This is a genomic window from Hubeiibacter jixunmingi, assembly GCF_041928215.1.
Classification (GTDB): domain Bacteria; phylum Pseudomonadota; class Gammaproteobacteria; order Pseudomonadales; family Moraxellaceae; genus Acinetobacter.
Map to the genome: position 1 here is coordinate 38,847 of NZ_JBHFHK010000004.1, position 26,717 is coordinate 65,563.

Consider the following 26,717-nt stretch of genomic DNA (forward strand, 5'->3'; position numbering starts at 1 on the left):
CAAATTCAATACTATATTGGATTTGTCACCATTTATAGTTTATAGCGAGCATAAACTAAAAGCTGCATTGTTGGCAAAACAGTATAATAAGAATTTTTACACCAAATCTAAAAGTAGGTTTATAGACCAAACTTTTCTCTTAACCACGGATTTAAAAACACCCCATCAGGGTCATATTGTTTACGCACCGCAAGGAATTTTGCCAAATCAGGATACAAAGCCTGTACTTCTTTTTGATTCAAATGACTGACTTTGCCCCAGTGCGGACGACCTTGCCAACGCTGCATTTGCGATTTTACCCATGCAAAAAATGGTTTGCTGTCAATCCCTTTATAAACATGGAAAGACAACGCCACACTATCACGCCCTTGCGTTGGACTCAAAAAGCCTATTTCACCTTTATGCGGACGAACTTCTATCGGGAAATGAGAGCCTTTAGTATCTTGCATTAATTCTTTTTGGATAAAACGAATGCACTGATCGAAATCTGTCAAGGCAATAAAATATTCACTTTCATCAAATTTCACGCCACGTGGTTTTGGAAAGACTTCATAGCTATAACCTTCACGTACCGTATTGGGAATATTATCGGCAGAAAATTTACTCATGACTTTGACATATTTGGGATTTTTACGTGCCAATTCAGACATGGCAAAAAATACGCCATTTAAAATCACGACACCTTCAAAATGATCTTTAAACTTTTGCAGTTTACTCATCGGTTTAGGCTCAATCACTTTGAGAATTTTTTGCTGTACTTGGTCTGTGCCAGGGAATAAAAACCATTCCATATGACGCTCTTGTTGAATGACTTGCGGGAATTGTACCAAAGCCTGTTCAAACTTGATGCTACAACTAGACTCGTGCAGACCATATAAAGGCATCACTTTTAACGTCACTTGAGTAAAAATTCCCAACATGCCTAAACTGACATGTAAGCTTTTTGATAAGTCATCATCACCACGTTGATGTTGTTGCACTTCGCCACGTCCATCAACCCATTGCCAAGCTACGACTTGACTCGATACCGAGCCTAAAGACAAACCAGTACCATGTGTGCCTGTACAAATCGCCCCTGCAATACTTTGGTTTTGAATATCGCCCATATTTTCGAGAGCAAAACCATGACTACGTAACATATCGCCCAATTCATGCAAATAAGTCCCCGCATAGACCGTGACCCATTGCTTGTCTTTATTCACACTGACGATACCACGTAAATGATGCAAACTTATCGCAAAATGCTCTGGGCATGCACAGCCACTGAAAGAATGTGCAGCACCCGTAACTCGAATGGTTTTGCCTTGTGTGCGTGCGTCTTTGACAATTTGCTGTAATTCTTCAATAGTTTTTGGTAAAAACTTTTGCTCTGGTGTAGATTTGACATAGCCAGTCCAGTTTTGCCAATCTTTAGTACTTTGCCAATCCTTTAATGAAAACATAAACCCGCTCCCCGATAGGTTATCATGTGTTGTACTAATTTACTGTCACGATATGCCAGTAGTTCATTGAAATGCTCACATAATTCGCCTGCCTTGGCGTGTCTGCACCAAACAAAATCACCGATGGTGACGTTTAAGCTACCGTTCGCTTGCATTGGCGTTTGTACTTCGCCAAAACCTTCATCATCTAAAGTGCTGAGATTATGTGGGTATAAAATTTGTGCTTGTTTTTCACGTCCAATACTGCCCGATGCGATAAAGCCACCACTGTGACAAGTAATCACTTGGCTTTCGGGATGGCGTGTCACCTTAAGCACAAAACCACTGGCAGGTTGAAAGCCTGTCTGCATGGTATCCATATAGGAAAATAATGCAGGATAATAATAGGCTGAACCAACTGTAATTTCAGTGATTTCATCTTGGCTACTGGTAAATTGCATACTACCACTACCACCACCATTGACGATCTCTAAGTCATAGCCTTGTGTTTGTAGCCATTTGACTATTTTTTGTCTTTTGCGAGACAATTCAAACTGCGATAATTTTTTTAGGGTACGGATTGCGGTGCGTAAATTGAGCTTATCTGGAATATTTTCCGCAAGTCCTGCAATCTGTGCTTCATAGCCCATCACGCCAACAAGGCGAGTATAGTGAAAATCTTTACATTCATGGATGAGATTTTGCACGTCTTTAAGATTATGCAAAGATGAACGCTTTGTGCCAAAATATACTTTTGGTAAGGCCAAAGACAAATTAATATCTAAGCAAATATCTAAGATACAATCTTGCTCAGCAGCAATATTTTGCAAAAATTGCCAATGCTGTAAATGATCCACCATCCACACCATTTTTGCCCCTTGTGTGATATAAGGCACACATGCCACGATCGATGCTTTATCCAAAGTCGGGTAGGCACATAAAATATTATCAAAGCCTTGTTCAAGCAAATAGACCGACTCTGCAGTAGAATAACTCATTAAACCCACATAATGTGGTGTGCGTTCACGGATATAATGCAATACATCTAGACTGCGTATGGACTTGGTCGCAATACGCAAAGCGACTTTTTCTGTCTTTCGATTGGTACTTTGAATATTATTGTCCAAAGCATCCAAATCAAGCCAAGCCGCTGGACTGTAAGGCGGTATAATGCGAGCAAAATCCATCACCATGATTTTTTTCCCAGTATTCATTATCTAAAATATAAATATCATTGTACGATCGTTAAATAACTATTTTACTAAATTAGAAATCGTTTTAAATTCAGCTACTTGTGAATCACGACATAATTCAAATAAAATACTTTCTACGGTTGTCAAAATCACGCCTGCTTGTTGCATACGTTGCACAGCGATTTGTTTGTCTTGTAAACTACGAGAACTCACGGCATCTACCACCAAAACGGGCTGATAGCCGTGATCAAGTAAATCCATCGCAGTTTGTAATACGCAAACGTGGGTTTCGATACCAAACAGCAATACAACTGGACGTTGTTGGGCTGCAATGTGCTGCATAGAGTGGTCAGTGTCACAACAGCTAAAACTACGCTTTTCAAATACAGTCAGATCAAGAGCATTGCCGTGATTATTTTGCGTTAAGATTTCAACCAATTCTGGCAAAGTTTCACCTAAGGCTTTGGTGTATTGTTGATTGCACATGATCGGTACATTGAGTGCCTGCAAGCCTTGCAGCAAGGTTTGTAATTTTTTTAGTAATACTTCATTTTCTGCAATATGTGGCATCAGACGTTGTTGCACGTCAATAAGCAGGGCTTGGGTTTGCGTTGTGAGAATACGATGTTTGCCAGAGATTGAAGTCAAGTTTGTCGATAACATTTGATACGTCCTTTTAGTGTGTTGTTCAAAAAAGTGATGTCTTAAAATAGCATTGTCAGTAAGCTTTGACTAGTCAATATTGTATATATTTTGATAGATTATAATTTGTGCATTATTTCATCAAGGTAAGATATGTTTATAGCTATAAGTCGTGAAAAAATGAGAATATTTCGAGCAAATACATACGTCAATCTGATTATCGTTCCTAAATTTCCGACAAATAACCAATCACATACAGTGCAAAATCAAAATTATCCGTTATACTTGATATCCTATATCGTTGAATTGGTAATTAAGTATCATGAGTCGTGATTTTAAGCAACTAAACCTCCATCCGCAATTGCAACGTGCAATTGATAAGCTTAACTATCAACAGATGACACCAATCCAAGACCAAATTTTAAATTTTACTCTGGCTGGGCATGATGCGATTGGTCGTGCACAAACAGGTACAGGCAAAACAGCTGCCTTTCTTATTACAGTCATTCAGGATTTGCTTAATAAGCCGATTACCGAGACGCGTTATCGTGGTGAAACACGTGCGTTGATTTTGGCACCAACGCGTGAATTGGCATTACAAATCGAAAGTGATGCCAAAAAGCTTTGTGAATTTACCCAATTAAATATCGTGACTTTGCTGGGTGGTGTTGATTTTAATGTACAAAAACAACAGCTCGCAGATAATTTTGTAGATATTTTGGTGGCAACGCCAGGGCGATTGTTAGATTTTATTGAACAAAAAGAAATTTGGCTGGATCAGCTAGAATTCTTGGTGATCGATGAAGCTGATCGTATGCTAGATATGGGTTTTATCCCTGCAGTAAAGCGTATCGTGCGTGCTTCGCCAAGCAAAGAGTGTCGTCAGACATTATTTTTCTCTGCAACTTTCAATATTGACGTGCTGAATCTTGCACATCAATGGTTATATCAACCTGTTACTGTTGAAATCGAACCCGAAAAAAGTACTAATCAGGATGTCGAACAGCGTTTTTATATGGTTTCTAACCAAGACAAATATCGCCTAGTGACCGATATTCTCGCCAAAGAGCCGATTGAAAAAGTCATGATCTTTGCCAATCGTCGTGATCAAGTGCGGAAACTATTTGAAAAATTAAAACAATCTCAGCACAAAGTAGGTATTCTGTCAGGCGAAATCAGCCAAGAAAAACGTATCAAAATGCTAGAGCAGTTTAAGTCAGGTAAGCTACCTATCATGATTGCTACTGATGTCGCAGGTCGTGGTATTCATGTTGATGGTGTGTCGCACGTCATTAACTTTACCTTACCTGAACAAGCCGATGATTATGTACACCGTATCGGACGTACAGGGCGTGCGGGACAGAAAGGCGTAAGTATCAGCTTTGTGTCAGAAGATGATGCATTTAACTTACCAAATATCGAAAAGATGCTTGGCGAGAAGCTGGTTCTAACACGTCTAGATGATTTTTAATTTTAATGACAATGTTTTTGATATGCCAAAATGAAGATTGATTTTTGGCATATTTTTCTCCCAAAAGCCTCTGTGCAATATTGATAAAAGGTGAATGTATGTCAAATATTCATCCAAGTAAACAACTTAATTTTTATAATGATGATCTAAAGCAAAATATTCATCATCTGATTATGCTTGCATTTATTCTTTTTGTTTCTTTGTTTGTTCCAAAAAGTTATGCAAATGATTTTTTGCCAGCTGAACAAGCCTTTGTGTTAAACAGTCAATCTATGACTCAAAACCAAGTACAGTTGAATTGGCAGATTGCACCTGATTATTATTTGTATCATAACAAATTCCAAGTGCTTGAAAATGGTAAAGCAATTGCTTTGAGCCTACCAAAAGGTCAGCCTAAAAATGATCCTACCTTTGGTTTGACTGATGTGCATCATAATCAGGTTACTGCAAAATTTACGACCAAACCACATCAAAATTATCAAGTGATTTGGCAAGGCTGTGCCAGTAGTGGTCTGTGCTATCCACCGCAGCGTAAGCACTTACAAACCGATGCAACAGGCTTGTTGCTCGTCGATAACCAACGTGGTTTATCCGCATTTCGTACTGCAAACAATGCGAATCCATTCCAAGATAAAGCCAACACGATGGCAATTGATTTGGCAGCTACACCAAATTCTCAGCAATTATTCAACAATGAAAATAAAGCCAAGTCACTTGCCAGTGCTTCAGGCACAGTGACGAACACAGCGTCGCAGCCCCAAACAAATCAGGCTAGTAATACGGTGGCTTCTCAACAAGATGCACTAACTCAGTCTGGGCAAAACCTTGCGCAAAACACCCTAGAAAATAGTGTAAATGGTCTTGCCAGCGATAGCGTAGGTGCGGAGTTTTCAAATCAAGGTACCGATCAGAAAACCAATAATAGTGAACCTGTCATTGATGGCTCGCAAAATTCAAGTGATACGCATTACAGCACTTGGAATAATGATCAGACCTTTTTGAAGTTATTGAATCAAAATCAATCGACGTTAAATTTATTTTTATTTCTAGGTTTTGGCGTGCTGTTAGCATTTTTACCATGTTCATTGCCATTGATTCCGATTTTATCTAGTGTATTGATTGGGCAACAGAAAGGCTATCGAGCGGTATTCATTGCCAGTTGTTTTGTATTAAGTATGGCAATGATTTATGCCATCATGGGTATGTTGGTCGCAAGTTTGGGTTATAGCTTTCAACGCTTTTTTCAACAAGCATGGGTATTGGCATTATTCGCTGGTTTATTCGTAGTTTTTGCTTTGAATTTATTTGGTTATTTTGAATTAACTTTACCACAAAAATGGCTTAATCGTTTGCATCAAATTAACCATCGTCAAACAGGCGGTAAAGTAGGTAGTGCAATGGTGATGGGTGCATTATCCGCACTTATTGTTGGTCCTTGTATGAGTGCACCTTTGGCAGGTGCGTTACTTTATGTGTCGCAACTTCAAAATCAATGGCTTGGTGCATTGCATTTATTTGCATTAGGCTTGGGCATTGGTATTCCAGTTTTTGTGGTGAGTGTTTTTGGTACACGCTTTATTCCAAAAGCTGGACATTGGATGAATCATTTAAAAGTATTGTTTGGCTTTTTGATGTTGGCTATGGCGGTGTATTTTATTCGACCGTTGTTAAATTTTGCACTCTATCAAGCTTTATTAGCATTGGTAAGCTTAAGTGCATTAGTTTATGTAGGGTATTTATTTTTTAAAGCTGAAAAGCATCATGCCAAAATTATTTTTTGTAGTTTGGGTGCAGTGCTTTTAAGTTTAACGGTATTATATGTTAAACAAGCGTGGTCTTTGACACAAGATAATGTATTGTTGGCGGAAGAAGAACGTGTATCTTGGCAAAAAGTCCGTACTCAAGACGAATTAAACCAAACCTTGGCAACTCTACAAACACAAGCTAAACAGCAAAATCACCCCATTATTATTGATGTCTATGCGGATTGGTGTGTGTCTTGTCAGCCGATTGAGCATCAGGTATTACCTAACAATGATGTACAAAGTCAATTGGCAAATGTAGAGCGTATCAAGCTTGACTTGAGTGAGTATGAGCCTTCACAAGATGAAGTATTAAAAAACTGGCAAATTTTAGGACCTCCAACCATGTTATTTTTAGATGCGGAAGGAAAAGAATATCGTGATAAGCGTCTTACAGGCACATTTACCGCCAAAGATTTATTACAACGTTTAGATCACTTATAAATTCGTTCGAGCTATAAAAAAAACAAGCACTAGGATTAGTAATGCTTGTTTTTTTATTGAAATATAGCGAGATTAGTAAGGATTATCTAACCATTTCTTTTCAATTTCTTTGATTTTGCCTGAAGCGGTTAATTTATCGATACCTTCATTGACTTTATTAATCAATTCCGTACGACCCTTAGCTGCCATAATAATCTGTTGAGCAGGCAAGTCTTTTTCCGTTTCATAAGGAATGATATGTACCTTTTGATCGGGATGTTTTTTGGCAAAGTATTGCAAAAGTTGCATATCCTCACCGATTGCGTCAGTACGCCCCTGAGCCAGTGCTGCAAAAGACAAGTAAGTCGTTGCCTCGTCATTCACTGTAGCAGTGGGTACAGCCTTGCTAATATCATTACACTGTTTTGCTGCAGTCATACAGGTAAATCGCTTACCTGCCAAATCTGCCAATGACTTAATATTCGAGTCTTTGACCATGATTGCTGACGGCACAAAAAGATACTGTTTAGACAAGCTATATTTTTCATTGCGCTCATCATTATAAGAGATACCTGATACTGCCAAGTCATTTTTACCATCGACCACACTTGGGAAAACCATTGGCCAAGGCAAAACTTCAAACTCGACTTTAAAACCTTGTTCTTCACCAATGGCACGGATGATATCAATATCCATACCCATCAAGTTGCCATATTCATCAAGATAAGTGAAAGGCGGCTGTTTTCCTGTGGTTGCCACTTTATAGACAGGTGCATTGGCAGGTAATTTGCTTACGAAAGATGCTCTTTGATCTGTATGTGCATCGTTAGCTGGCACAGCCGAACTTGCCGCTACGTCATTTTGTGTCTCAGTTTTTGGGGAGCAAGCTGTCAGTGTGATGACACATGCAGCAAGTAAAGTCATTGATTTTAACATTATAACCTTCATGAACAAATCGTCAGTAACAAATAGGGTTACAATAATTATAACTAAATTACTATACTTTAACAATGAAATTTGTATGACACACTCATTCACATCATTTATGCTATGGTTAATATGATGATTTATATTGGAAAATATTTTTTACTTTGTCGAATTATTGATAATTTTGATGTCACAAATGGCATTTGTCTTTGGAAAACAAAGGTAAATACAGCGTGACTTACGATTGTATTAAAATTTGACAATAAAAACAGATAATTAGATTTAAAGCTATTTTAAACTTATATGTCAAAATAATGGTTAGTTATTGGTATGAAGGTAAGTAAAACGTAAAAATCAAAGCTATAAAGCTTTAAAATCAATGCATTTTCCATTAAAATGGTCACGTTGTAAAATTGATTTATACTCAATATGTTTCACCGCTAAGAGGATATTTTACCGTGAATAAAGACACTATTGTTGCATTATATGCAGAACATCAAGCACGTTGGAGCAACCGTGAAGAAATCGCTGAACAAATGATTTCAATCATCGGTCGCTTGTATCGTGAAAAAAATATTATTACTTCGGTCTATGGCCATTCATTAGTACATCTATCAGTGGTTCAATTGCTTAAAGCACACCGCTTGACTCGTATGATGGACGTTGAATTGTCTGTAGTACACACATTCCCAATTTTGCAAGCATTGACAAAATTGGACAACATCGGTTCAGCAGAAGTTGACGTAGGCAAACTTGCTGTTGAAATGCGTGAACAAAATGTGACTGATGTAGATGCTTTTGTTAAACAAGCCGTAAATTCGATTGAAGGTAACCCAACACAACGCCCAGCACGTGACGTTGTATTGTACGGTTTCGGTCGTATTGGTCGTATCTTGGCACGTTTGATCATCGGTAAATCTGGTATCGGTCGTGGTTTAAATCTAAAAGCGATTGTTGTACGTAAAACTGCTGATGGTGACTTGGCAAAACGTGCATCATTGTTACGTCGTGACTCGATCCATGGTCACTTTGATGGCACAATTTCTATCGATGAAGAAAATGATGCAATCATTGCAAATGGTAAATATATCAAAGTCATTTATGCATCTAGCCCAAGTGAAGTGGATTATACGCAATATGGTATCGATAATGCGTTATTGATCGACAACACAGGTAAATGGCGTGATATGGAAGGCCTAAGCCAACACTTGCAATGCAAAGGCGTTTCTCGTGTCGTTTTGACTGCACCAAGTAAAGGCGAAATGAAGAACGTGGTTTATGGCGTGAACAATGCTGATATCTTAGATGCAGATGCAATCATCTCTGCAGCAAGCTGTACAACGAACGCAATCACACCTGTGTTGAAAGTATTGGATGAAAAATATACCGTGTTGAACGGTCACGTTGAAACTGTGCATTCATTTACTAACGATCAAAACTTGATTGATAACTACCACAAAGCTGATCGCCGTGGTCGTGCTGCAACATTGAACATGGTTATCACTGAGACTGGTGCTGCAAAAGCCGTTGCAAAAGCATTGCCGCATTTGAAAGGTAAGTTGACTGGTAACTCTGTACGTGTGCCGACACCAAATGTATCTTTGGCAATTTTAAATTTGACTTTAGACAAAGAAGTCAATGTTGAAGAAGTGAATGAATATATTCGTCAAGTTTCTTTGACAACTGAATTGCAAGGTCAAATCGGTTTTACTAACTCTACAGAAGTGGTATCAAGTGACTTTATTGGTTCACATACTGCAGGTATCTTCGATGCACAAGCAACAATCGCATCAGGCAATCGTTTGACTGCTTATGTATGGTACGATAATGAAGTTGGTTATAGCTGCCAAGTATTACGTATTGTTGAGCAAATGTGTGGCGTTGTTTATCCAAAAGTGCCCGCTGCAAAATAATTGAGTTCATTCTCTAAATGAATAAGGCATACTTCGGTATGCCTTGTTTTTGTATGGATGAAAGTTTGTATTTTGCCTTGGGCTTGGATTGTTTTACCCAATTTAGCAACAACACATCCGTCTTACTTTGCCATTTGCACTTGGGTAACGTGAATCGATACAATGTTGATGAAAAGTTTTTTCATCCATTGGTGTCATGTCTGGATGGTGGGTCCGCATATGTTCTAAATAGGTTTCATAATCAGGCACACCGACCATAAGGCGGAAGCTTTGTTGCAAACGTTGCCAAATTACAGCAATTTTTTTCCAATTATTTGGTGAAAAGAGAATGTGTTTTTGTGATAGCACAGTAAATTTAATGATTTTAAAAATCACTGATTTACCTTCACGCATAAATTTTAAATCCATTGTCATACTCCTATGATATTTTCATCATCTACCGCTGAAATTGTTAAAATCCTTTCAAGCCCAAATGATAACTCATGCATTCGGGCTTGAAATTGATCTTAAGCCAATGATCAGTTTTTTGCAAGTGGGGTAGTGCTGTCGCTATAAACGATTTCAGCTTCTTTCACTGTTGGTACAGGCGATGCCAAGGCACGGCGAACTACACCAATACAAGCCAATAACATGACCACTGCAACCAACATAAAGAATGCACACAATGCTGCATTGATTTGATTAGATAAGACCACATGTTGCATTTCAACCAAGCTTTTTGCTGGTTTTAAAATTTCACCTTTGGCAATCGCAGCAGAGAAACGATCAGCTTGTGCCAAGAATCCGATTTTGGGATTGCTATGGAAAATCTTTTGCCAGCCTGCTGTCATACAAGTCACAAACAAGAATGCGGTCGGTAAAATGGTAATCCAAGCGTATTGTTGTTTTTTCATTTTAAACAATACTGTGGTTGCCAAAATCAATGCCATACAAGCAAGCATCTGGTTACCGATACCAAATAACGGCCATAGAGAGTTGATGCCACCCAAAGGATCTTTTACCCCTTGGTAAACAAAATAACCCCAACCTGACACAGCAACCGTGGTACCAAACATATTACCCAAGAAATTGTGCGAATTTTTAAGCGCTGGAATCACGATACCCACAGTATCTTGTACCATAAAACGACAAGCACGCGTGCCTGCATCCACAGCAGTCAAAATGAATAAAGCTTCAAATAGAATCGCAAAGTGATACCAAAATGCCATCATTGAGCGATTGTTGAAAATTTCACTGATAATATGTGCCATACCAATAGCAAAGGTCGGTGCACCACCAGTACGTGATAATATGGTTTCCTCGCCGACTTCTTTGGCAAGTGTACTGAGCATTTCTGGTGTGACTACAAAACCCAAATTACGCACCGCTTCAGCGGCAGTATCAACGCTTGTTCCGAGTACAGCAGGCGGTGAGTTGATGGCAAAATAAATCCCTGGATCTAAGACAGTAGCACAAATCATCGCCATGATTGCCACAAAAGATTCCATCAACATACCGCCATAACCAATCAGGCGAATATCGCTCTCTTTGTCCACCAATTTTGGTGTCGTACCACTGGATACCAACGCGTGGAAACCAGAGATCGCACCACAAGCAATGGTAATAAATAAGAATGGAAATAACGACCCAGCGAATACAGGACCTGTACCATCGACAAACTTGGTCATGGCAGGCATTTTGAGTTCAGGCATTGCGACAACAATACCGATTGCCAAGCCGACAATCACACCAATTTTTAAGAAAGTCGATAAATAATCTCGTGGTGCAAGCAATAACCAAACTGGTAAAGCTGATGCCACAAAACCATAGATAATCAACGCCCAAGTTAATTGTGTACCAGTCAAAGTAAAGAATGGACCCCAATATGGATCGGCTGCGACATTGCCACCAAACACGATTGCCAACATCATCAATACAAAACCAATGATGGATACTTCAGCGATTTTACCAGGGCGTAAATAACGCATATAAATACCCATAAATAGGGCAATTGGAATGGTTGCAGCGATACTAAATACACCCCAAGGACTGTGTGCCAAGGCTTTAATCACCACCAATGCCAACACTGCCAAGATGATAATCATCACTGCCAATGCACCAAGCATTACTACCACACCAGCGAAAGATCCTAGCTCTTGTTTTGCCATTTCACCGAGTGAACGTCCGTCACGTCGTGTAGAAATAAACAATACCAAAAAGTCTTGCACTGCACCTGCCAACACTACGCCAATTAATAGCCATAGCGTACCTGGTAAATAACCCATTTGCGCTGCCAAGATTGGGCCAACCAGCGGGCCTGCACCAGCAATTGCTGCAAAGTGATGTCCAAACAAAACGCCCTTGTTAGTCGGTACATAATCCAAGCCATCATTCAAACGATGGGCTGGCGTAAGACGGCGATCATCAAGCTCTAATACACGTTTGGCAATAAATAAACTATAAAAACGATAGGCAATCGTATAAACACAGGCAGCCGCCAATACCATCCAAATGGCATTGACATGTTCACCACGGCTTAAAGCTAAGATTGCAAAAGATACGGCACCAATGATTGCAATTAATCCCCAAATAATCTTGGTTTTGATGCTATTTTGTGTAGGTATGACTTCCATAGACACGTCCTTTTACTAGAGCTACATTGTTTTGTTACTGCTAAGCGATACAATATAACTGATCCATCATGAGATCGTTAAAATTTATCCTTGCCACTTTATCAGATCATTTGTATTTTTAACTCATACTTTGGTATTAATCAATACGCTTTTTACCAATATTAAAAATTATTTTAATTAATAAGTTATGTTATAATATTTCATTTATATCTTATATCAACCCAACTATTGCATTAAAAATAATCATATTTAACATAAGCTTGATTTATATCATTTATAAAAATTAAATTAACGTGAGTTCGGGATAAGTTTGAATTTAAGTATTTGATTTTATGTGAAATTTTTAATTCGAATGTAGGGTGCGTCTCACGCATCTTTCAAAAAACAGCATCTTGCGAAGCTTTAATCGCTTCTCAGGTGCGTCTTGCGAAACGATGTTTCTCAACCCTACTTCTTTAAAATCATATAATTACAACAAAAACATACCTTTTAAAACCGAACTCACGTAAATTACTGTTGAAAAAGAAAACCGTTCACAGGAAGTCTAATAAAAAAAAGTCACTTATAAGTTGCTTACAAGTGACTTTTTATAATTAGATTTGAAGTAAATTAACGAGAGCTATACGCTGCTTCAAAAATACCGATAATCTCATCCAAGTTTGCTTGCACTGGATTAGTCAAACCACATACGTCTTTTAGTGCATTTTCTGCAAGTACTTTAAAGTCCTCACGTTTTACGCCCAATTCTTCAAGTGATTTTGGAATACCAACAATATCTGCCAATCTCTTGATTGCATCAATCACTTCTAAATTTGCCAAATCAGCATTATTTTCATTCAAAATTTTACCGACTTGATTTAATCGTGCCGATGCCACTTTCATATTGAAAGCTTCTACGTGTGGTAACAAGAGTGCATTACATACGCCGTGCGGTAGGTTATAGAAACCGCCAAGTTGGTGTGCCATGGCATGTACATAACCTAAAGACGCATTATTAAACGCCATACCTGCTAAGAATTGTGCATAAGCCATTTTTTCGCGAGCTTCTTTGTTTTTTGGCTCACGTACCGCTGTCGGTAAATGTGCTGCAATCAACTCAATCGCTTTGACGGCACACGCATCGGTCAGAGGTGTAGCGATCGTTGAAACATAAGCTTCCACAGCATGGGTGAGTGCATCCATACCTGTTGCTGCAGTGAGAGATGCAGGCATACCTTCCATAAGATCCGAATCGTTGATTGATAAAGTTGGTGTAACGTGCTTATCAACGATTGCCATTTTGACGTGACGTGTTTCATCGGTGATGATGGTGAAACGTGTCATTTCTGATGCAGTACCTGCTGTGGTATTGATTGCAACCAATGTCATCTGTGGTTTGTCAGACTTATCTAAGCCTTCATGATCCTCAATCTTACCGCCATTAGTAGCGACCAAGGCGATTCCTTTGGCACAGTCGTGTGATGAGCCACCGCCCAGTGAAATAATAAAATCAGCACCAGCATCTTTAAGGGCAACAAGACCATCATTTACATTGGTGACAGTTGGGTTTGGTATTGCACCATCAAAAACCACTACCTGAATATTTTTTATAGCCAGTTTATCCACCACTAACTTGGCTACCCCCAATTCTGCCAATGCAGAATCGGTGACAATTAATGCTTTTTTAAAGCCAAGACATTCAATTTGTGCGATACCATCATCTAATGCACCTGAACCTAATAAATTGCTAGAAGGCATAAAGAATTGTGATACTGCCATTTTTGTTCTTCTCAAATCGTTCTGACAACGAGTCGGTTAAAATTGGCGAATGCGTACAGATATTTGCACGCTTCACCGTTAAAAAATAAGATTGCTACTTGCAGTGCCGTTTATGATGCAGCTACTGCTAATCATAGTGTACTAGCTTGGTAGTAAAAGGCAATGCAAGTTTGATATGACAATAATTATTTGAATCATTATCAAAGTGGTTTAAAAGAAGCCCATTGGTTTTTCAGAATAACTGACCAATAAGTTTTTGGTATGTTGATAATGATCAAGCATCATTTTATGATTTTCACGCCCAATACCTGATTTTTTATAGCCTCCAAATGCTGCATGGGCAGGGTAGATATGATAACAATTGGTCCAAACACGACCAGATTGGATAGCACGACCTGCACGATAGGCAATGTTGCCGTTACGCGACCATACACCTGCACCTAAGCCATACATAGTTTCATTGGCAATACGAATCGCATCATCAAAATCTTTAAAGGTCGTCACCGCAAGTACAGGCCCAAAAATTTCTTCTTGGAAAATGCTCATTTGGTTATTACCTTGGAAAATGGTTGGTTCTATATAAAATCCCCCATCGATTTCCTGACGGGCAGTACCACCAGTCAAGACTTTTGCACCTTCATTTTGACCGTTTTTGATACATCCTAAGATTTTATCTTGCTGTTCTTGTGATGCTTGAGCACCAATCATGGTATCGGTATCTAGTGGATGACCAGTTTTGATGCGTTTGACACGTTCGACCGCTTTGGCAAGGAATTTTTCGGCAATACTCTCATGCACTAAGGCACGTGATGGGCAAGTACATACTTCACCTTGATTGAGAGCAAACATAGCAAAACCTTCAAGGGCTTTTTCTAAATAATCATCTTCTGCATCCATTACGTCTGCAAAGAAAATATTCGGTGATTTACCGCCTAATTCTAATGTAACAGGAATAATATTTTCTGTGGCATATTGCATAATCATCTGCCCAACCTGTGTTGAACCCGTAAATGCAATCTTGGCAATACGTGGGCTGGTCGCTAGTGGACGACCAACTTCTTCGCCATAGCCATTAATTACGTTCACTACACCTTTTGGCAAGATGTCAGCAATCAGCTCCATAACCAACATGATGGTACTTGGTGTTTGCTCGGCTGGTTTAAGCACAATACAGTTACCTGCTGCCAATGCAGGGGCGAGTTTCCATGCTGCCATCAAAATTGGGAAATTCCATGGAATGATTTGTCCTACAACGCCCAAAGGCTCATGGAAATGATACGCCACAGTATCATGATCAATCTCAGAAATACCGCCTTCTTGGCTACGGATACAGCCAGCAAAATAACGGAAATGATCAATCGCCAAGGGAATGTCTGCCGCTAAGGTTTCACGCACTGGCTTACCATTTTCCCAAGTTTCAGCGATAGCCAGCATTTCTAAATTTTGTTCTAAACGATCGGCGATTTGGTTTAAAATTTTTGCTCGTGTAGCAGGGCTAGTTTTACCCCACTGCTCCTTGGCAGCGTGTGCATCGTCCAAAGCCAATTCCAAATCTTCCACTGTAGAACGTGCGACTTTGGTAAAAACTTGACCATCTACAGGAGAAATATTATCGAAGTATTCACCTTTGGCAGGGGCGACCCATTCGCCACCAATAAAATTATCGTATTTTGGCTTAAACTGAACTTTTGAGCCATTAGTATTTGGGTTTGCATAACGCATTTTCTATCTCCTTGAACATTGACCTATCACTCAATGTGATTGATTGCATAAAAAATATGCATAGGTTAATCTAACTCAAAAATAGGCAAATTGCAAATCCATATATCTTTGACGTAAGCATATAAGTAATTGATATATATAAAATAATTTTTTAAATACACATGTCGAAATATAATTGTTACAAGAATGCCATAAAACAATTAAAAAATTTTCTCCGATAGATTGCCCATGCTATACTGCACCACTCAACCAATGATTGACTATATTTTAGATTAGCTTATGAAACAAAGCACCGCCTTAGATATTTTAAAAGCAGGACACAATGTGTTTTTGACAGGGTCAGCAGGGGCAGGTAAAACCTATACTTTAAATCAATATATCCAATATCTTAAAGCTCGAAAAATCCCAGTCGCTGTCACTGCATCGACAGGTATTGCTGCCACACATATGAACGGCATGACGATTCATACTTGGTCAGGGATGGGCATTAAAGAGCATTTGACGGATAGTGAGCTAAAGACCATGCGTGAGCGTAAATATTTACGTGAGCATATAGAAAAAGCTAAGGTATTGATTATCGATGAAATTTCCATGTTGCACGCCAAACAATTTAATTTGGTTAATCAGATTTTAAAATTTTTTAAAAATAATCATGAAACATTTGGCGGTATGCAAATTATTGTTTCGGGTGACTTTTTTCAGCTCCCACCAGTCAGTAAAAATGGTGAGCCCAATCGTGAAAAATTTGCTTTTATGTCGGAAGCTTGGCTCGAGGCACAATTTAAAATCTGTTACCTCACTGAACAGCATCGCCAAGAAGATAATCATTTAGACCAAATTCTAAATGCCATTCGTGCCCAAAATATTCAGCCTGAACATATTGCACAGCTTAAAAATACCTTTCACCATCAACAAGATGGCGTTGTAACACGATTATTTACCCATAATGCTGATGTGGATAGTCTCAATCAAGACCAGCTTGCCAATATCGACGGCAAAAGTTATCAATTTTCTGCAAAGCTTGAAGGCAATGAAAAATTATTAGAAACGCTCAAGTCTGCGGTGCGTGCACCCGAAATTTTAACCCTAAAAAAACATGCCAAAGTGATGTTTGTTAAAAACAACTTTGATATGGGTTACGTCAATGGCAGTGTGGCTGAAGTGATTGGTTTTATTGATGATAATGAGTTGGGAGTTTTACCCAAAGTTGAATTTAATGATGGCAATCAATTGGTAGTCGAACCTGAAACGTGGTCGATTGATGATGATGAAGGCAAGACTTTAGCTAGTTTTACCCAGATTCCATTGCGGTTGGCATGGGCGATTACTATTCACAAAAGCCAAGGCATGACTTTGCAATCTGCCGAAATTGACTTAAGCCAGACTTTTGAAAAAGGGCAAGGCTATGTGGCATTGTCACGCTTAAAATGTTTAACAGGTTTAAAATTGTTAGGCTTTCAAGACCATGCTTTGCAATTAGATAGCTTGGCAGTGAAAGCGGATAAGCGTTTTCAAGAATTATCACAAGATGCGGAAAATCTCATTTCTGCTTTGTCGCCTGAACAATTAGAAAAATTGCATCAAGCTTATATTAAGCATTGTGGCGGAATTACTGACAGCAAAGAAATTCAACGTCAAAGTAAAAAACTGGAAGACAAATCGCAACAATCCAGTATGCATAATACTTTAGAAGAAACCAAAGCATTATTTTTGGCAGATTATGATATTGAGGATATTGCGGTGGAACGAGGTCTGACGCGTTCAACCATTATTACGCATTTGGGTAAATTGATGCGTGAACAAGCTTTGGATATTTCTCGAGTACAGCCTGAGGATGAGGATATTGAACGTGTGCGTAAAGCCTACAAAAAGTTGCAAAAACGTGGCGATGAACAAGATCTCAATGATGATGGTACAGTCAAACTCCGTCCATTGGTAGAAATGACAAGTTTGAGTTATGAAAAAATACGCTTAGCATTGTTGTTTGTAGTGTAATATGGTTGCTAGATAACGTGAGTTCGGGATAATGCAAAATGCAATTGTTTGATTTTATGTAAATTTTTAAATTCGAATGTAGGGTGCGTCACACGCACCATTTTAACGCAGTTTTCTGAAAGGTGCGTAAGACGCACCCTACTTCTTTAAAATCATATAATTGCAACAAAAACATACCTTTTTAAACCGAACTCACGTTAGATAAAATAGCAAAAGCCAATATAAAAATACCAATGCCCTAGAGCATTGGTATTGTTTAAAATAGAAGATTAAATACTGAATAATTATGCTTTGACTTGTTGAATTTCAGCAACAGTTAGAGCGGTCATATTTACCACACGACGTGTAGTTGCTGTTGGCGTCAAAATATGTACAGGTTTTGCTGCACCTAGCAAGATTGGACCAATCGTAACGTTATTACCAGATGTTGATTTCAATAAGTTAAATGAAATGTTTGCCGCATCAAGGTTTGGCATAATTAACAAATTCGCCGAACCTTTATAACGAGAGTTCGGGAAAGCAAAGTGGCGAATATTTTCGTCCAACGCTGCATCGCCGTGCATTTCACCTTCAACTTCTAAGTGTGGTGCAATTTCGCTCAAGATACGATACACTTCACGCATTTTTTGTGCACTTGGGTCATTTTGGTTACTACCAAAACTAGAGTGTGAAAGCAATGCGATACGTGGTGTTAAGCCAAATTGCTGTACTTCTTTTGCAGCCAAAATCGTCATTTCAGCCAACTGTTCAGCTGTAGGGTTGGTGTTGACATAAGTGTCTGCAATAAATAAGTTACGATCTTCAAGCATCAATGCATTGAGTGTAAAGAAGTTTTTGCGACCTTCTTGCAAACCAATAACGTTGCGTACAAATTCCAAATGGACGTTATAGCTTGAGTAAGTACCACACAACATCCCATCAGCTAAGCCAAATTTTACCAACATTGCAGCGATCAAAGTAGAGCGGCGACGTGCTTCACGGCGTGCATATTCAGGTGTTACGCCTTTGCGTTGCATTGCAAGATAGTAATCGTGGGCAAACTTTTCGTAATGCTCATTATGCTCTTGATCAACAATCTCAATATTAACACCGTGCTCAAGACGCAAGCCAAGTTTTTGGATATTTTCTTGAATGACTTTGGTACGACCAACCAACACTGGGAAGGCAATGCCTTCATCAACAACCACTTGGGCAGCACGTAAAACACGTACGTCTTCGCCTTCAGCATAGGCAATACGTTTTGGTGCAGCTTTGGCTTGCAAGAAGATAGGACGCATAATAAATGCAGAGTTGTATACAAACTCAGAAAGTTGCTGACGATATGCATCAAAATCTGCAATCGGACGTGATGCTACGCCAGAGTCCATCGCAGCTTGTGCTACAGCAGGTGCAATTTCTAAAATTAAACGTGGATCAAGTGGACGTGGAATCAAGAATTCACGACCAAAAGTCGCTGATTTTTCACCATAAGCAGCGGCATCTGCTTCAACGTGTGCCATACGTGCAATCGCATGTACACAAGCGACTTTCATTTCTTCATTGATCGTCGTTGCACCAACATCTAATGCACCACGGAAAATGTATGGGAAACATAATGCATTATTGACTTGGTTTGGATAATCTGAACGACCTGTAGCCATGATTACATCAGAACGTACAGCATGTGCCAATTCAGGTAGAATCTCAGGATCTGGGTTTGCTAAGGCAAAAATAATTGGATCTTTTGCCATCTGTTTAACCATATCTTGGCTAAGCAAGTTTGGACCAGACAGACCAAGGAACATATCTGCTCCTGCAATGACTTCCGCAATACGTGTTTGTGGAATATCTTGCATATAGCGTTTTTTAGAGTCATCCAAGCCAGAATCACGTGATGTTGTGATCAAACCACGAGAGTCAGCAACGATAATATTTTCTTTTTTTGCACCCAATGCACAGAACAAATCTAAGCAAGAAATAGCGGCTGCACCAGCACCAGAAACCACAATTTTGATGTCTTCAATTTTTTTATTGACCAGATGTAACGCATTGATCAAAGCTGCTGCAGAAATAATTGCAGTACCATGTTGGTCATCATGGAATACAGGAATACCCATGCGTTCACGCAATTTACGCTCGATATAGAAACATTCTGGTGCTTTGATATCTTCTAAGTTTACACCACCAAATGTAGGTTCTAGCGCTGCAACAAGATCTACGATTTTATCAGGATCATTTTCAGAAATTTCGATGTCAAAAACATCAATGCCAGCGAACTTTTTAAATAATACGCCTTTACCTTCCATAACAGGCTTCGATGCCAGTGGACCAATATTACCTAGACCAAGTACGGCAGTACCATTACTAATCACTGCAACCAGATTACCACGTGCGGTATATTTTGCTGCAAGACTTGGGTCGCGTGCGATCTCAAGACATGGTGCAGCTACACCAGGAGAATAGGCTAAAGCAAGGTCACGTTGGTTGGCAAGTTGCTTGCTTGGCGTCACACTGATTTTACCAGGGCGTGGAAATTCATGGTAATTTAAGGCTTGTTCATTCAAGGTTAGGTCGGTCATCGCTGTACACTCTTAGATTTAAAATCACAATTAAAAGTATCAAATTTAAGCATATCAATGATTAAATATATGAATATGTTAAATTTGTCAATACCAGAACTACCATAGCACAAAAAAGGCGAGTACAGCAATTGCTATACTCACCAGTCACTTGAGAAAACATATTAGTGTGAAATATTAGAATATTTTTTAATCAAAGACTCACTGCTACCCAAAAGTGTGGTGGCTTCATCTACTTCGACGGCTTTGCCAATAAAATATCCCTGTAAATAATCACAGCCTTCATTTTCTAAGAACAGAAATTGTTCTTTTGATTCTACGCCTTCAGCCACGACCTGTTTTTTCATGGCTTTAGCCATCGCAATAATAGCTTTGATAATCGCATCTTGTTGATGTGTGCCGATTTTTGAAATAAAACTACGGTCGATCTTGATGATATCGAATGGATATTGTGCCAAATAAGAAAGAGAAGAGTAACCTGTACCAAAATCATCCACAGCAATTCTTAAGCCACGTTGTTGCAACTCAAGCATAATCAGTTTGACATCTTGAGTATCATCCATCAATGATGTTTCAGTAATTTCTAACTCTAACTGTTTCGGCTCTATATTATACTTTTTGAGTAAATAGTCGATTTCATTGATTAAATTACCTCGCTGTAACTGCTGAGCAACGATATTGACCGAAACGGAAACATGATGATAACCTGCAAGCGACCAGCGTCTGATCTGTCTGCAAGTCGCGTCCATAACCAATGTACCTATATCCGAAATCAAACTGGATTCTTCAGCAATAGGAATAAATTGGCTAGGTGGAATCAATCCTAATTTTGGATGTTTCCAACGAATGAGTGCCTCAAAGCTATCGATGTCACGCGATTGTAAGTTTAATTTTGGCTGGAAGAAGACGCTCAGCTCACGGTTCTCAACCGCACGGCGTAAATCATTTTCTAAAATAGTACGATCAGTAGTCGATAAACTTTTTTCATCTTGATAAATCCGAATAGAGCTACCACCAATACGCTTGGCATCCATTAACGCCAGTTCAGCATGATAATTTAACAGGTCAGCGTGTCGTCCATGCTCTGGAAAAATAGAAATGCCAATTGAAAGCGTTAAATTAAATCCATGGCCATTGATTTTGAAAGGTTTTTTTACTGCTTTCATCACTGCTTTGCACTGATCAACCAGCTGTGCTTTATCACCTTGAGAATCCATCAGCATCACGAAATCATCAGCATTTAAGCGTGAAAGTAAATTTTCCTCTTCGGTAAGCTGTCTTAATCGTCCAGCAACTTGATGTAGTAATTCATCAGCACCTTGTTGTGATAATAGTTCATTATAATGTCTAAAGCGGTCAAGATTGATACGTACCAAAGCAAATTGTTTATTGTGCTTAGAATGACTTTCAATCTCTGACTGAATCTGTTCATTGAAATAAGTGCGATTTGGCAAGTCAGTGACCGTGTCATAGCTTTGTAAATAAGTGAGTTGTTGTTCAGATGACTTGTAATTGGTTAAATCATTTAATATACCGACATAATGGCTAATTTCACCTTTTTCATCATAAATAGCACTGATGTGTGTCCAAACAGTCAGTTGCTCTTTATTGGCTGTAGGATAAACAAATTCACCTTCAAAAAAGCTATCATTGGATAAGTGATTAAGTATATCCGAAGAAAATTGACTTGCATCAACACCATTATTACGAATAATTTTAAATAAATGCTGATGAATCACTTGTTCTTCTTTAAGTTGTAACAAGTTTAAAAAATAAGGATTGATGTTTACAAAGCATAATGACTTGTTTAACGCAAAAAAACCTTGTGCGGCATGATCGAACAATTTTTTTGATAATTTAAACCATTCATTACGCTGATACTCACGAGTCACATCATAAGATACGCCGACCATCTCCACAGCACGATGTGTGTCAGCATCACGCCGTGTTACACGCCCTGTGTCTCTGATCCACATATAATCTTGTTTATCTTTTTTAAATCGGTAAGTGACATCGTATTGTGCTGTATTGCCTCGGATATGATCTATCAAGGCATTCTGAATCATGATTTTATCTTCCGGATGGATAGATAAATAGACATCATCCAGTGTTTTATCCTGTGCGTAAGCCTCGCCAAACAGATGTTGCAGTGCTGATGTGGTGATGTTTTGACTTTTAAGGTCCCAATGCCAAGATAACATATGATGTGTTCGTTGAATGATACTTAGACTTTCACGTTGAATGTGATTTTCATAGCTCAGGACTTGGCTGGTGTATGTAAAATTATTTTGCAATACGTCAAATTGCTGTTGTTGATGCAATAATGCTGTCGTCGTGGTGTGATATTCTTGACGTAACTTTTCTAATTCCTCTTTAAGCTGACTATTCTCCGCTTCAATATTGACTTGTTTTAAGAAAAATCTTTTGCTTGCTATTTCTTTATTAAAGCCCGTTAATCTTTCACGTGACATAAGATAACCAATGTAAATCACAGTGACAAAGTAAGTGCTTATAAATAAAAAACAAAATAGCTTTTGTAGCAGACTAATATCTAAAAAATAAAGCTGTAATGCAGGGATAAAAGTCGGAACGATAAATAATAGAAAATAGCTATAACGTTGCGTCAAGTAAAATAATGCAGCAAACTGTGTAGATGCATAAAGCATAAATGCACAGGTCAATACCAAAATATGTAGGCTTGGATTATTGGCGATCATGGACATATCTAAGCCATTCATGCCTACTGCGACCATAATACCTGCTAGTAATGAGGTCGCATACATAAAACTAGATCGGGCTTTTGTGGATAAACCAGACTCTGCGATGATGATATAGTTAATCACCAAACCTAGTAGAATAAAGATCGCAGAAAAGATACCCCAAAGTACCATTCCTGATGCAAAATAATTTGGGCTAGAAAAGTAAAAAGCAAGCGTGATACTGACAAAATAAAGAAAAATAAATAACAGGCTACGAAAGTATTTGACCGCATCAGTTGTCTGCCACAGTTTGATTTCTCGTTGTTCTACAGACTGCTGATTATTGGCTTGTTGCATATTTTACTCGACCTCTCAAGATGCATTGACTTATCAAAATTTCGATTGTTATTGTTGTGATAAGTAATTATCTTTTACTTTGACATAGTGTGCCGCAGAATATTTTAAAAAGTTAAGCTCTTTTTCAGTCAAGGGTCTCACTTTTTGCACTGGACTACCCATGTATAAATAACCGCTCTCCAATACTTTTTTTGGCGGTACTAAACTGCCTGCACCAATCATCACATCATCTTCAATCACCACGTCATCTAAAACAATGCTATTAATACCGACCAAAACACGGTTGCCAATAGTACAGCCATGTAAAGTAACATGATGTCCAATCGTTACATCTTCGCCAATGTGAAGTGGCGAACCCGTTGGTTTTGCTTCGCTTTTATGACTGACATGTAGCATAGCGTGGTCTTGAATATTACTGTTTTTACCGATATGTACATGATTAACATCTGCACGAATTACAGCAAACGGCCATACAGAGACATTTTCAGCTAAGGTTGTATCGCCAATCACAACAGCCATATCATCAATATAGCAAGATGTGTCAATATTTGGGTAGATTTCCAAATAGCTACGTATATTTTTGGACATGATGAAAACAGACTAAAATTCAAATGTTCAAATATTATAAACTAAAAAATCACCTATCCACTACAGAAAGGTGGCTTTTTTCATATAATTTGAGTATTTTTAGAAAAATTTACTCAAAAACTGTTTAATATGGTCAATAATTTTTGAAAAAATACTGCCTTCTTCAACGGCTTTTAAAACAATCAGAGGCTTTTCGCCAATTGGTTTACCATCTTTGATTGCAATAATTTTGCCGACGACTTGACCTTGCTGTAAAGGTGCTTGAAGATTATGTTGCATCTCAATTTGCGTGTCAATTTTTGCACTTTCGCCACGAGGTGTGATGATTGAGAATGCCTCATTCAGTCCGATGTCTGCTTTGTTTTCATTACCAAATAGCACGGGTGCTTGTAAAATGGTCTCGTTGGCTGCACGCACGGCTACTGTTTCAAAGTTATCAAAACCCCAATTGAGCAATTGACGAGCTTGCGTTGCACGTTCGGTTTCATTGGCAGCACCGAAAATCACCGTAATTAAACGCATAGGACCACGTTTACTTGATGCCGCTAAACAGTAACCAGCTTCACTGGTATGCCCAGTTTTTAAACCATCCACTGATGGGTCTGTGAATAGTAGTGTATTTCGATTGGCTTGACGGATACCATTGAATGTAAATTCTTTTTCTGAGTATAAGGGATAATATTTTGAACTGTCACGGATAATATGTTGTGAGAGTAATGCCATGTCATAAGCAGTAGAGTAGTGCCCATCTGCTGGCATACCCGTAGAATTCACAAAGTTGGTATTATTTAATCCAATACGTTTTGCTTCCTGATTCATCATATGTGCAAAAGTACCCTCGCTACCAGCAATATGTTCTGCCATAGCTTGAGATGCATCGTTACCTGACTGGATAATAATACCGCGTAACATTTCAAGTACGGTTGCAGTGCCGTGCAAAGGAACATACATACATGACTCAGTATTTCTACCTCGACACCACGCTGTTTCGTTCATACGAACATTTTCAGTTTCGGTCAATTTTCCTGTAAGAAGTTGTTGTTCGATAATGTAGCTGGTCATCATCTTGGTCATTGATGCAGGCGGCAGCTTTTCATTCTCATTTTTTGAGGCTAAAATTTGACCTGAATCATAATCAATGACAACATACGCTTCATTTTTTAATTCTGGTGGAGAGGTAATCACTGTAGCTGCGTAGATACCAGACCAAGGGCTAATGGCAATGACCATCACAGCCGCAATCGAAAAACGACGAAACATGAATATATCCTGAAAGTGAAGCAAGTGTTGAAAGAGCGAATTTTAAAGATATTGTAGACAAAATTCAAACCAGCTTCAGTAAATGCTACAAAAAGACAAAGAATGACGCTTTTAAAGCTTTTATACCGCCGAAAAAAATCACCCTATACAATTTTGATAGGATGATTTTATAACATAAAATGATTATTATTTATTCATATTATGCCATTCGATTACACCTAAACAAACGCCACGGTTATATTCTTGTGTTGCTTTTGCCATATCACTACGTGCTTCTGTCAAGGCTGCTTTGTACATTGGATCTTCATTAAGTGCTTGTAGAGCTTGTTGCGTATCAGCAAAAGTCGGCAAGAATTCTTTAAGCAGTGCTTGGTAACCCGCTGTAAAATTATCATTTTTACCAATGATCATAGGGCAAGTCTCTCCCATAACTTGTACTGCCGCAACTTCTTGCATTGAAGATTGTTGCTCTTCAGATAGATCTACATTTGTCGCTGGCACATTCGCATTGGCGAAAGTGCATAGACCGAGTGTTGTAGCGAAGAGTATTGATTTTAGAGAGAAACGCATTAGAAATTCCTATTCAACTAAAGTTAGCAAAGTTTGGCGTAATATAGCATTGAAATGAACATATTTATATAAGGGTATAAAATTGTGATGATTTATATTTTTGATTATCCCAAGTTAAGTTTTTGAAAATTATTAGAAATAAATTATTTTATAAAATCATAACAAAGTGTCAATATTTGCTATGTCTTGTAATTTTATGTTAATGTCCGTCCACCAATTTATTGTAGGGATAAATACAATGTTTGCAAAGTACAATTCAAAAATTTTAGTTTCATTGGCTTTTTTATCATTGCTAGGTTGCACTGATAAGAATCAACAACAAACACAACAGTCATCTACACCAGCTGCAAATAGTGCGACGCAGGCAGATACGTTTGTCAGCAAATTACCAAGTAATGCACCTGTCTTGAAAGTAGCGACAAATAGCGAATTTGCACCTTTCGGTTTTAAGGATAATCGTGGCAACTTACAGGGTATAGATATTGATACCATGAATGCCATAGGTGAAAAGATGGGTTATAGGGTAGAATTTAACGATGGAAATTGGACGGGTGTTTTTGACCGAGTAGAAACAGGTAAAGCAGACGTCGCAATCGCAGGAATTGCCTTTACTACTGAGCGGTCAAAAAAGTATGCTTTATCTAAACCATACTTTTTTAGCCCATCAACGAGGGCGTGTTGATAATTAACGCAAATTGATTATTGTTGCAGCCAGATAGATATTAGCAGCAAAAGATTCATCGGTTTTCTCAGCACGCATCGCAATCTTTTTAAAATCTTTGAGCTTGCAGAAGAAATTCTCAATT

18 protein-coding genes are annotated in these 26,717 nt (G+C 38.5%); 5 read left to right on the plus strand and 13 right to left on the minus strand.

Annotated elements, in window-relative coordinates; translation table 11 throughout:
- Positions 1-119: 119 nt before the first annotated feature.
- From ACEYX7_RS01185 to ACEYX7_RS01195, 3 genes are read right to left on the minus strand one after another with little or no spacing between them, the layout of a single operon-like run.
- Entirely contained in the window at positions 120-1,442 is a 1,323-nt protein-coding gene (locus ACEYX7_RS01185; RefSeq protein WP_374900111.1) for a D-arabinono-1,4-lactone oxidase, read from the minus strand.
- Positions 1,430-2,614: an alanine racemase gene (locus ACEYX7_RS01190; RefSeq protein ID WP_374806853.1), complete on the minus strand. Its 1,185-nt coding sequence runs from the start codon at positions 2,612-2,614 to the stop codon at positions 1,430-1,432. Before ACEYX7_RS01190 ends, ACEYX7_RS01185 begins: the two co-directional genes overlap by 13 nt.
- A gap of 60 nt (positions 2,615-2,674) precedes the next feature.
- Positions 2,675-3,277 carry an isochorismatase family protein gene (locus ACEYX7_RS01195; protein ID WP_374806854.1) on the minus strand — a complete coding sequence of 201 codons (603 nt, stop codon included), beginning with the start codon at positions 3,275-3,277 and terminating at the stop codon, positions 2,675-2,677.
- A gap of 301 nt (positions 3,278-3,578) precedes the next feature.
- Here ACEYX7_RS01195 and rhlB point away from each other — a divergent pair, with 301 nt between their 5' ends.
- Both rhlB and dsbD read left to right on the plus strand, forming a co-directional pair.
- Complete coding sequence (gene rhlB / locus ACEYX7_RS01200) at positions 3,579-4,727, plus strand: ATP-dependent RNA helicase RhlB (RefSeq protein WP_374802901.1); 1,149 nt, start codon at positions 3,579-3,581, stop codon at positions 4,725-4,727.
- A gap of 98 nt (positions 4,728-4,825) precedes the next feature.
- Positions 4,826-6,973 carry a protein-disulfide reductase DsbD gene (gene dsbD / locus ACEYX7_RS01205; protein ID WP_374802899.1) on the plus strand — a complete coding sequence of 716 codons (2,148 nt, stop codon included), beginning with the start codon at positions 4,826-4,828 and terminating at the stop codon, positions 6,971-6,973.
- 72 nt (positions 6,974-7,045) lie between these two features.
- Here the strand turns inward: dsbD and ACEYX7_RS01210 are convergent, their stop codons facing one another.
- Entirely contained in the window at positions 7,046-7,888 is an 843-nt protein-coding gene (locus tag ACEYX7_RS01210) for a substrate-binding periplasmic protein (RefSeq protein ID WP_374900112.1), read from the minus strand.
- 449 nt (positions 7,889-8,337) lie between these two features.
- On the opposite strand from ACEYX7_RS01210, the gene ACEYX7_RS01215 reads away from it, so the two are divergent.
- A complete protein-coding gene (locus tag ACEYX7_RS01215) occupies positions 8,338-9,792 on the plus strand; it encodes a glyceraldehyde-3-phosphate dehydrogenase (RefSeq protein ID WP_374806855.1) in 1,455 nt (484 codons plus the stop codon).
- A 102-nt stretch (positions 9,793-9,894) separates the two neighbouring features.
- Here ACEYX7_RS01215 and ACEYX7_RS01220 read toward each other — a convergent pair whose 3' ends face one another.
- From ACEYX7_RS01220 to exaC, 4 genes are all read right to left on the minus strand, one after another.
- The gene (locus ACEYX7_RS01220; RefSeq protein ID WP_374805406.1) at positions 9,895-10,200 is read right to left on the minus strand and encodes a YbdD/YjiX family protein; all 306 of its coding nucleotides are present in this window, start codon (positions 10,198-10,200) and stop codon (positions 9,895-9,897) included.
- Between the two features lie 110 nt (positions 10,201-10,310).
- Positions 10,311-12,404 carry a carbon starvation CstA family protein gene (locus tag ACEYX7_RS01225; RefSeq protein WP_374805405.1) on the minus strand — a complete coding sequence of 698 codons (2,094 nt, stop codon included), beginning with the start codon at positions 12,402-12,404 and terminating at the stop codon, positions 10,311-10,313.
- Positions 12,405-13,013: 609 nt separating this feature from the next.
- Entirely contained in the window at positions 13,014-14,162 is a 1,149-nt protein-coding gene (locus tag ACEYX7_RS01230; RefSeq protein ID WP_374900114.1) for an iron-containing alcohol dehydrogenase, read from the minus strand.
- A gap of 210 nt (positions 14,163-14,372) precedes the next feature.
- Complete coding sequence (gene exaC, locus ACEYX7_RS01235; protein ID WP_374900115.1) at positions 14,373-15,884, minus strand: acetaldehyde dehydrogenase ExaC; 1,512 nt, start codon at positions 15,882-15,884, stop codon at positions 14,373-14,375.
- Positions 15,885-16,163: 279 nt separating this feature from the next.
- Between exaC and ACEYX7_RS01240 the strand changes: the two genes are divergently transcribed.
- Positions 16,164-17,879 carry an AAA family ATPase gene (locus tag ACEYX7_RS01240; RefSeq protein ID WP_374900116.1) on the plus strand — a complete coding sequence of 572 codons (1,716 nt, stop codon included), beginning with the start codon at positions 16,164-16,166 and terminating at the stop codon, positions 17,877-17,879.
- Between the two features lie 284 nt (positions 17,880-18,163).
- Here the strand turns inward: ACEYX7_RS01240 and ACEYX7_RS01245 are convergent, their stop codons facing one another.
- From ACEYX7_RS01245 to ACEYX7_RS01265, 5 genes are all read right to left on the minus strand, one after another.
- Positions 18,164-20,437 (minus strand): NADP-dependent malic enzyme, encoded by a 2,274-nt coding sequence (locus ACEYX7_RS01245; RefSeq protein ID WP_374805006.1) that lies wholly within the window; start codon positions 20,435-20,437, stop codon positions 18,164-18,166.
- Positions 20,438-20,601: 164 nt separating this feature from the next.
- Positions 20,602-23,493 carry an EAL domain-containing protein gene (locus ACEYX7_RS01250; RefSeq protein ID WP_374900117.1) on the minus strand — a complete coding sequence of 964 codons (2,892 nt, stop codon included), beginning with the start codon at positions 23,491-23,493 and terminating at the stop codon, positions 20,602-20,604.
- A gap of 48 nt (positions 23,494-23,541) precedes the next feature.
- Positions 23,542-24,081 (minus strand): gamma carbonic anhydrase family protein, encoded by a 540-nt coding sequence (locus tag ACEYX7_RS01255; RefSeq protein ID WP_374805008.1) that lies wholly within the window; start codon positions 24,079-24,081, stop codon positions 23,542-23,544.
- Between the two features lie 99 nt (positions 24,082-24,180).
- Positions 24,181-25,341: a D-alanyl-D-alanine carboxypeptidase family protein gene (locus ACEYX7_RS01260; protein ID WP_374805009.1), complete on the minus strand. Its 1,161-nt coding sequence runs from the start codon at positions 25,339-25,341 to the stop codon at positions 24,181-24,183.
- 186 nt (positions 25,342-25,527) lie between these two features.
- On the minus strand, positions 25,528-25,911 hold the full coding sequence (locus ACEYX7_RS01265; protein ID WP_374805010.1) for an MCR_0457 family protein: 384 nt from the start codon (positions 25,909-25,911) through the stop codon (positions 25,528-25,530).
- A gap of 289 nt (positions 25,912-26,200) precedes the next feature.
- Between ACEYX7_RS01265 and ACEYX7_RS01270 the strand changes: the two genes are divergently transcribed.
- On the plus strand, positions 26,201-26,593 hold the full coding sequence (locus ACEYX7_RS01270; RefSeq protein WP_374900118.1) for a transporter substrate-binding domain-containing protein: 393 nt from the start codon (positions 26,201-26,203) through the stop codon (positions 26,591-26,593).
- Positions 26,594-26,717: the final 124 nt, after the last annotated feature.

Excerpts from the sequence above, each read along its gene's own strand:
- ACEYX7_RS01185 (WP_374900111.1), bottom strand. The coding sequence starts at position 1,442 with ATGTTTTCATTAAAGGATTGGCAAAGTACTAAAGATTGGCAAAACTGG.
- ACEYX7_RS01190 (WP_374806853.1), bottom strand. The coding sequence starts at position 2,614 with ATGGTGATGGATTTTGCTCGCATTATACCGCCTTACAGTCCAGCGGCT.
- ACEYX7_RS01195 (WP_374806854.1), bottom strand. The coding sequence starts at position 3,277 with ATGTTATCGACAAACTTGACTTCAATCTCTGGCAAACATCGTATTCTC.
- rhlB (WP_374802901.1), top strand. The coding sequence starts at position 3,579 with ATGAGTCGTGATTTTAAGCAACTAAACCTCCATCCGCAATTGCAACGT.
- dsbD (WP_374802899.1), top strand. The coding sequence starts at position 4,826 with ATGTCAAATATTCATCCAAGTAAACAACTTAATTTTTATAATGATGAT.
- ACEYX7_RS01210 (WP_374900112.1), bottom strand. The coding sequence starts at position 7,888 with ATGTTAAAATCAATGACTTTACTTGCTGCATGTGTCATCACACTGACA.
- ACEYX7_RS01220 (WP_374805406.1), bottom strand. The coding sequence starts at position 10,200 with ATGGATTTAAAATTTATGCGTGAAGGTAAATCAGTGATTTTTAAAATC.
- ACEYX7_RS01225 (WP_374805405.1), bottom strand. The coding sequence starts at position 12,404 with ATGGAAGTCATACCTACACAAAATAGCATCAAAACCAAGATTATTTGG.
- ACEYX7_RS01230 (WP_374900114.1), bottom strand. The coding sequence starts at position 14,162 with ATGGCAGTATCACAATTCTTTATGCCTTCTAGCAATTTATTAGGTTCA.
- exaC (WP_374900115.1), bottom strand. The coding sequence starts at position 15,884 with ATGCGTTATGCAAACCCAAATACTAATGGCTCAAAAGTTCAGTTTAAG.
- ACEYX7_RS01240 (WP_374900116.1), top strand. The coding sequence starts at position 16,164 with ATGAAACAAAGCACCGCCTTAGATATTTTAAAAGCAGGACACAATGTG.
- ACEYX7_RS01245 (WP_374805006.1), bottom strand. The coding sequence starts at position 20,437 with ATGACCGACCTAACCTTGAATGAACAAGCCTTAAATTACCATGAATTT.
- ACEYX7_RS01250 (WP_374900117.1), bottom strand. The coding sequence starts at position 23,493 with ATGCAACAAGCCAATAATCAGCAGTCTGTAGAACAACGAGAAATCAAA.
- ACEYX7_RS01255 (WP_374805008.1), bottom strand. The coding sequence starts at position 24,081 with ATGTCCAAAAATATACGTAGCTATTTGGAAATCTACCCAAATATTGAC.
- ACEYX7_RS01260 (WP_374805009.1), bottom strand. The coding sequence starts at position 25,341 with ATGTTTCGTCGTTTTTCGATTGCGGCTGTGATGGTCATTGCCATTAGC.
- ACEYX7_RS01265 (WP_374805010.1), bottom strand. The coding sequence starts at position 25,911 with ATGCGTTTCTCTCTAAAATCAATACTCTTCGCTACAACACTCGGTCTA.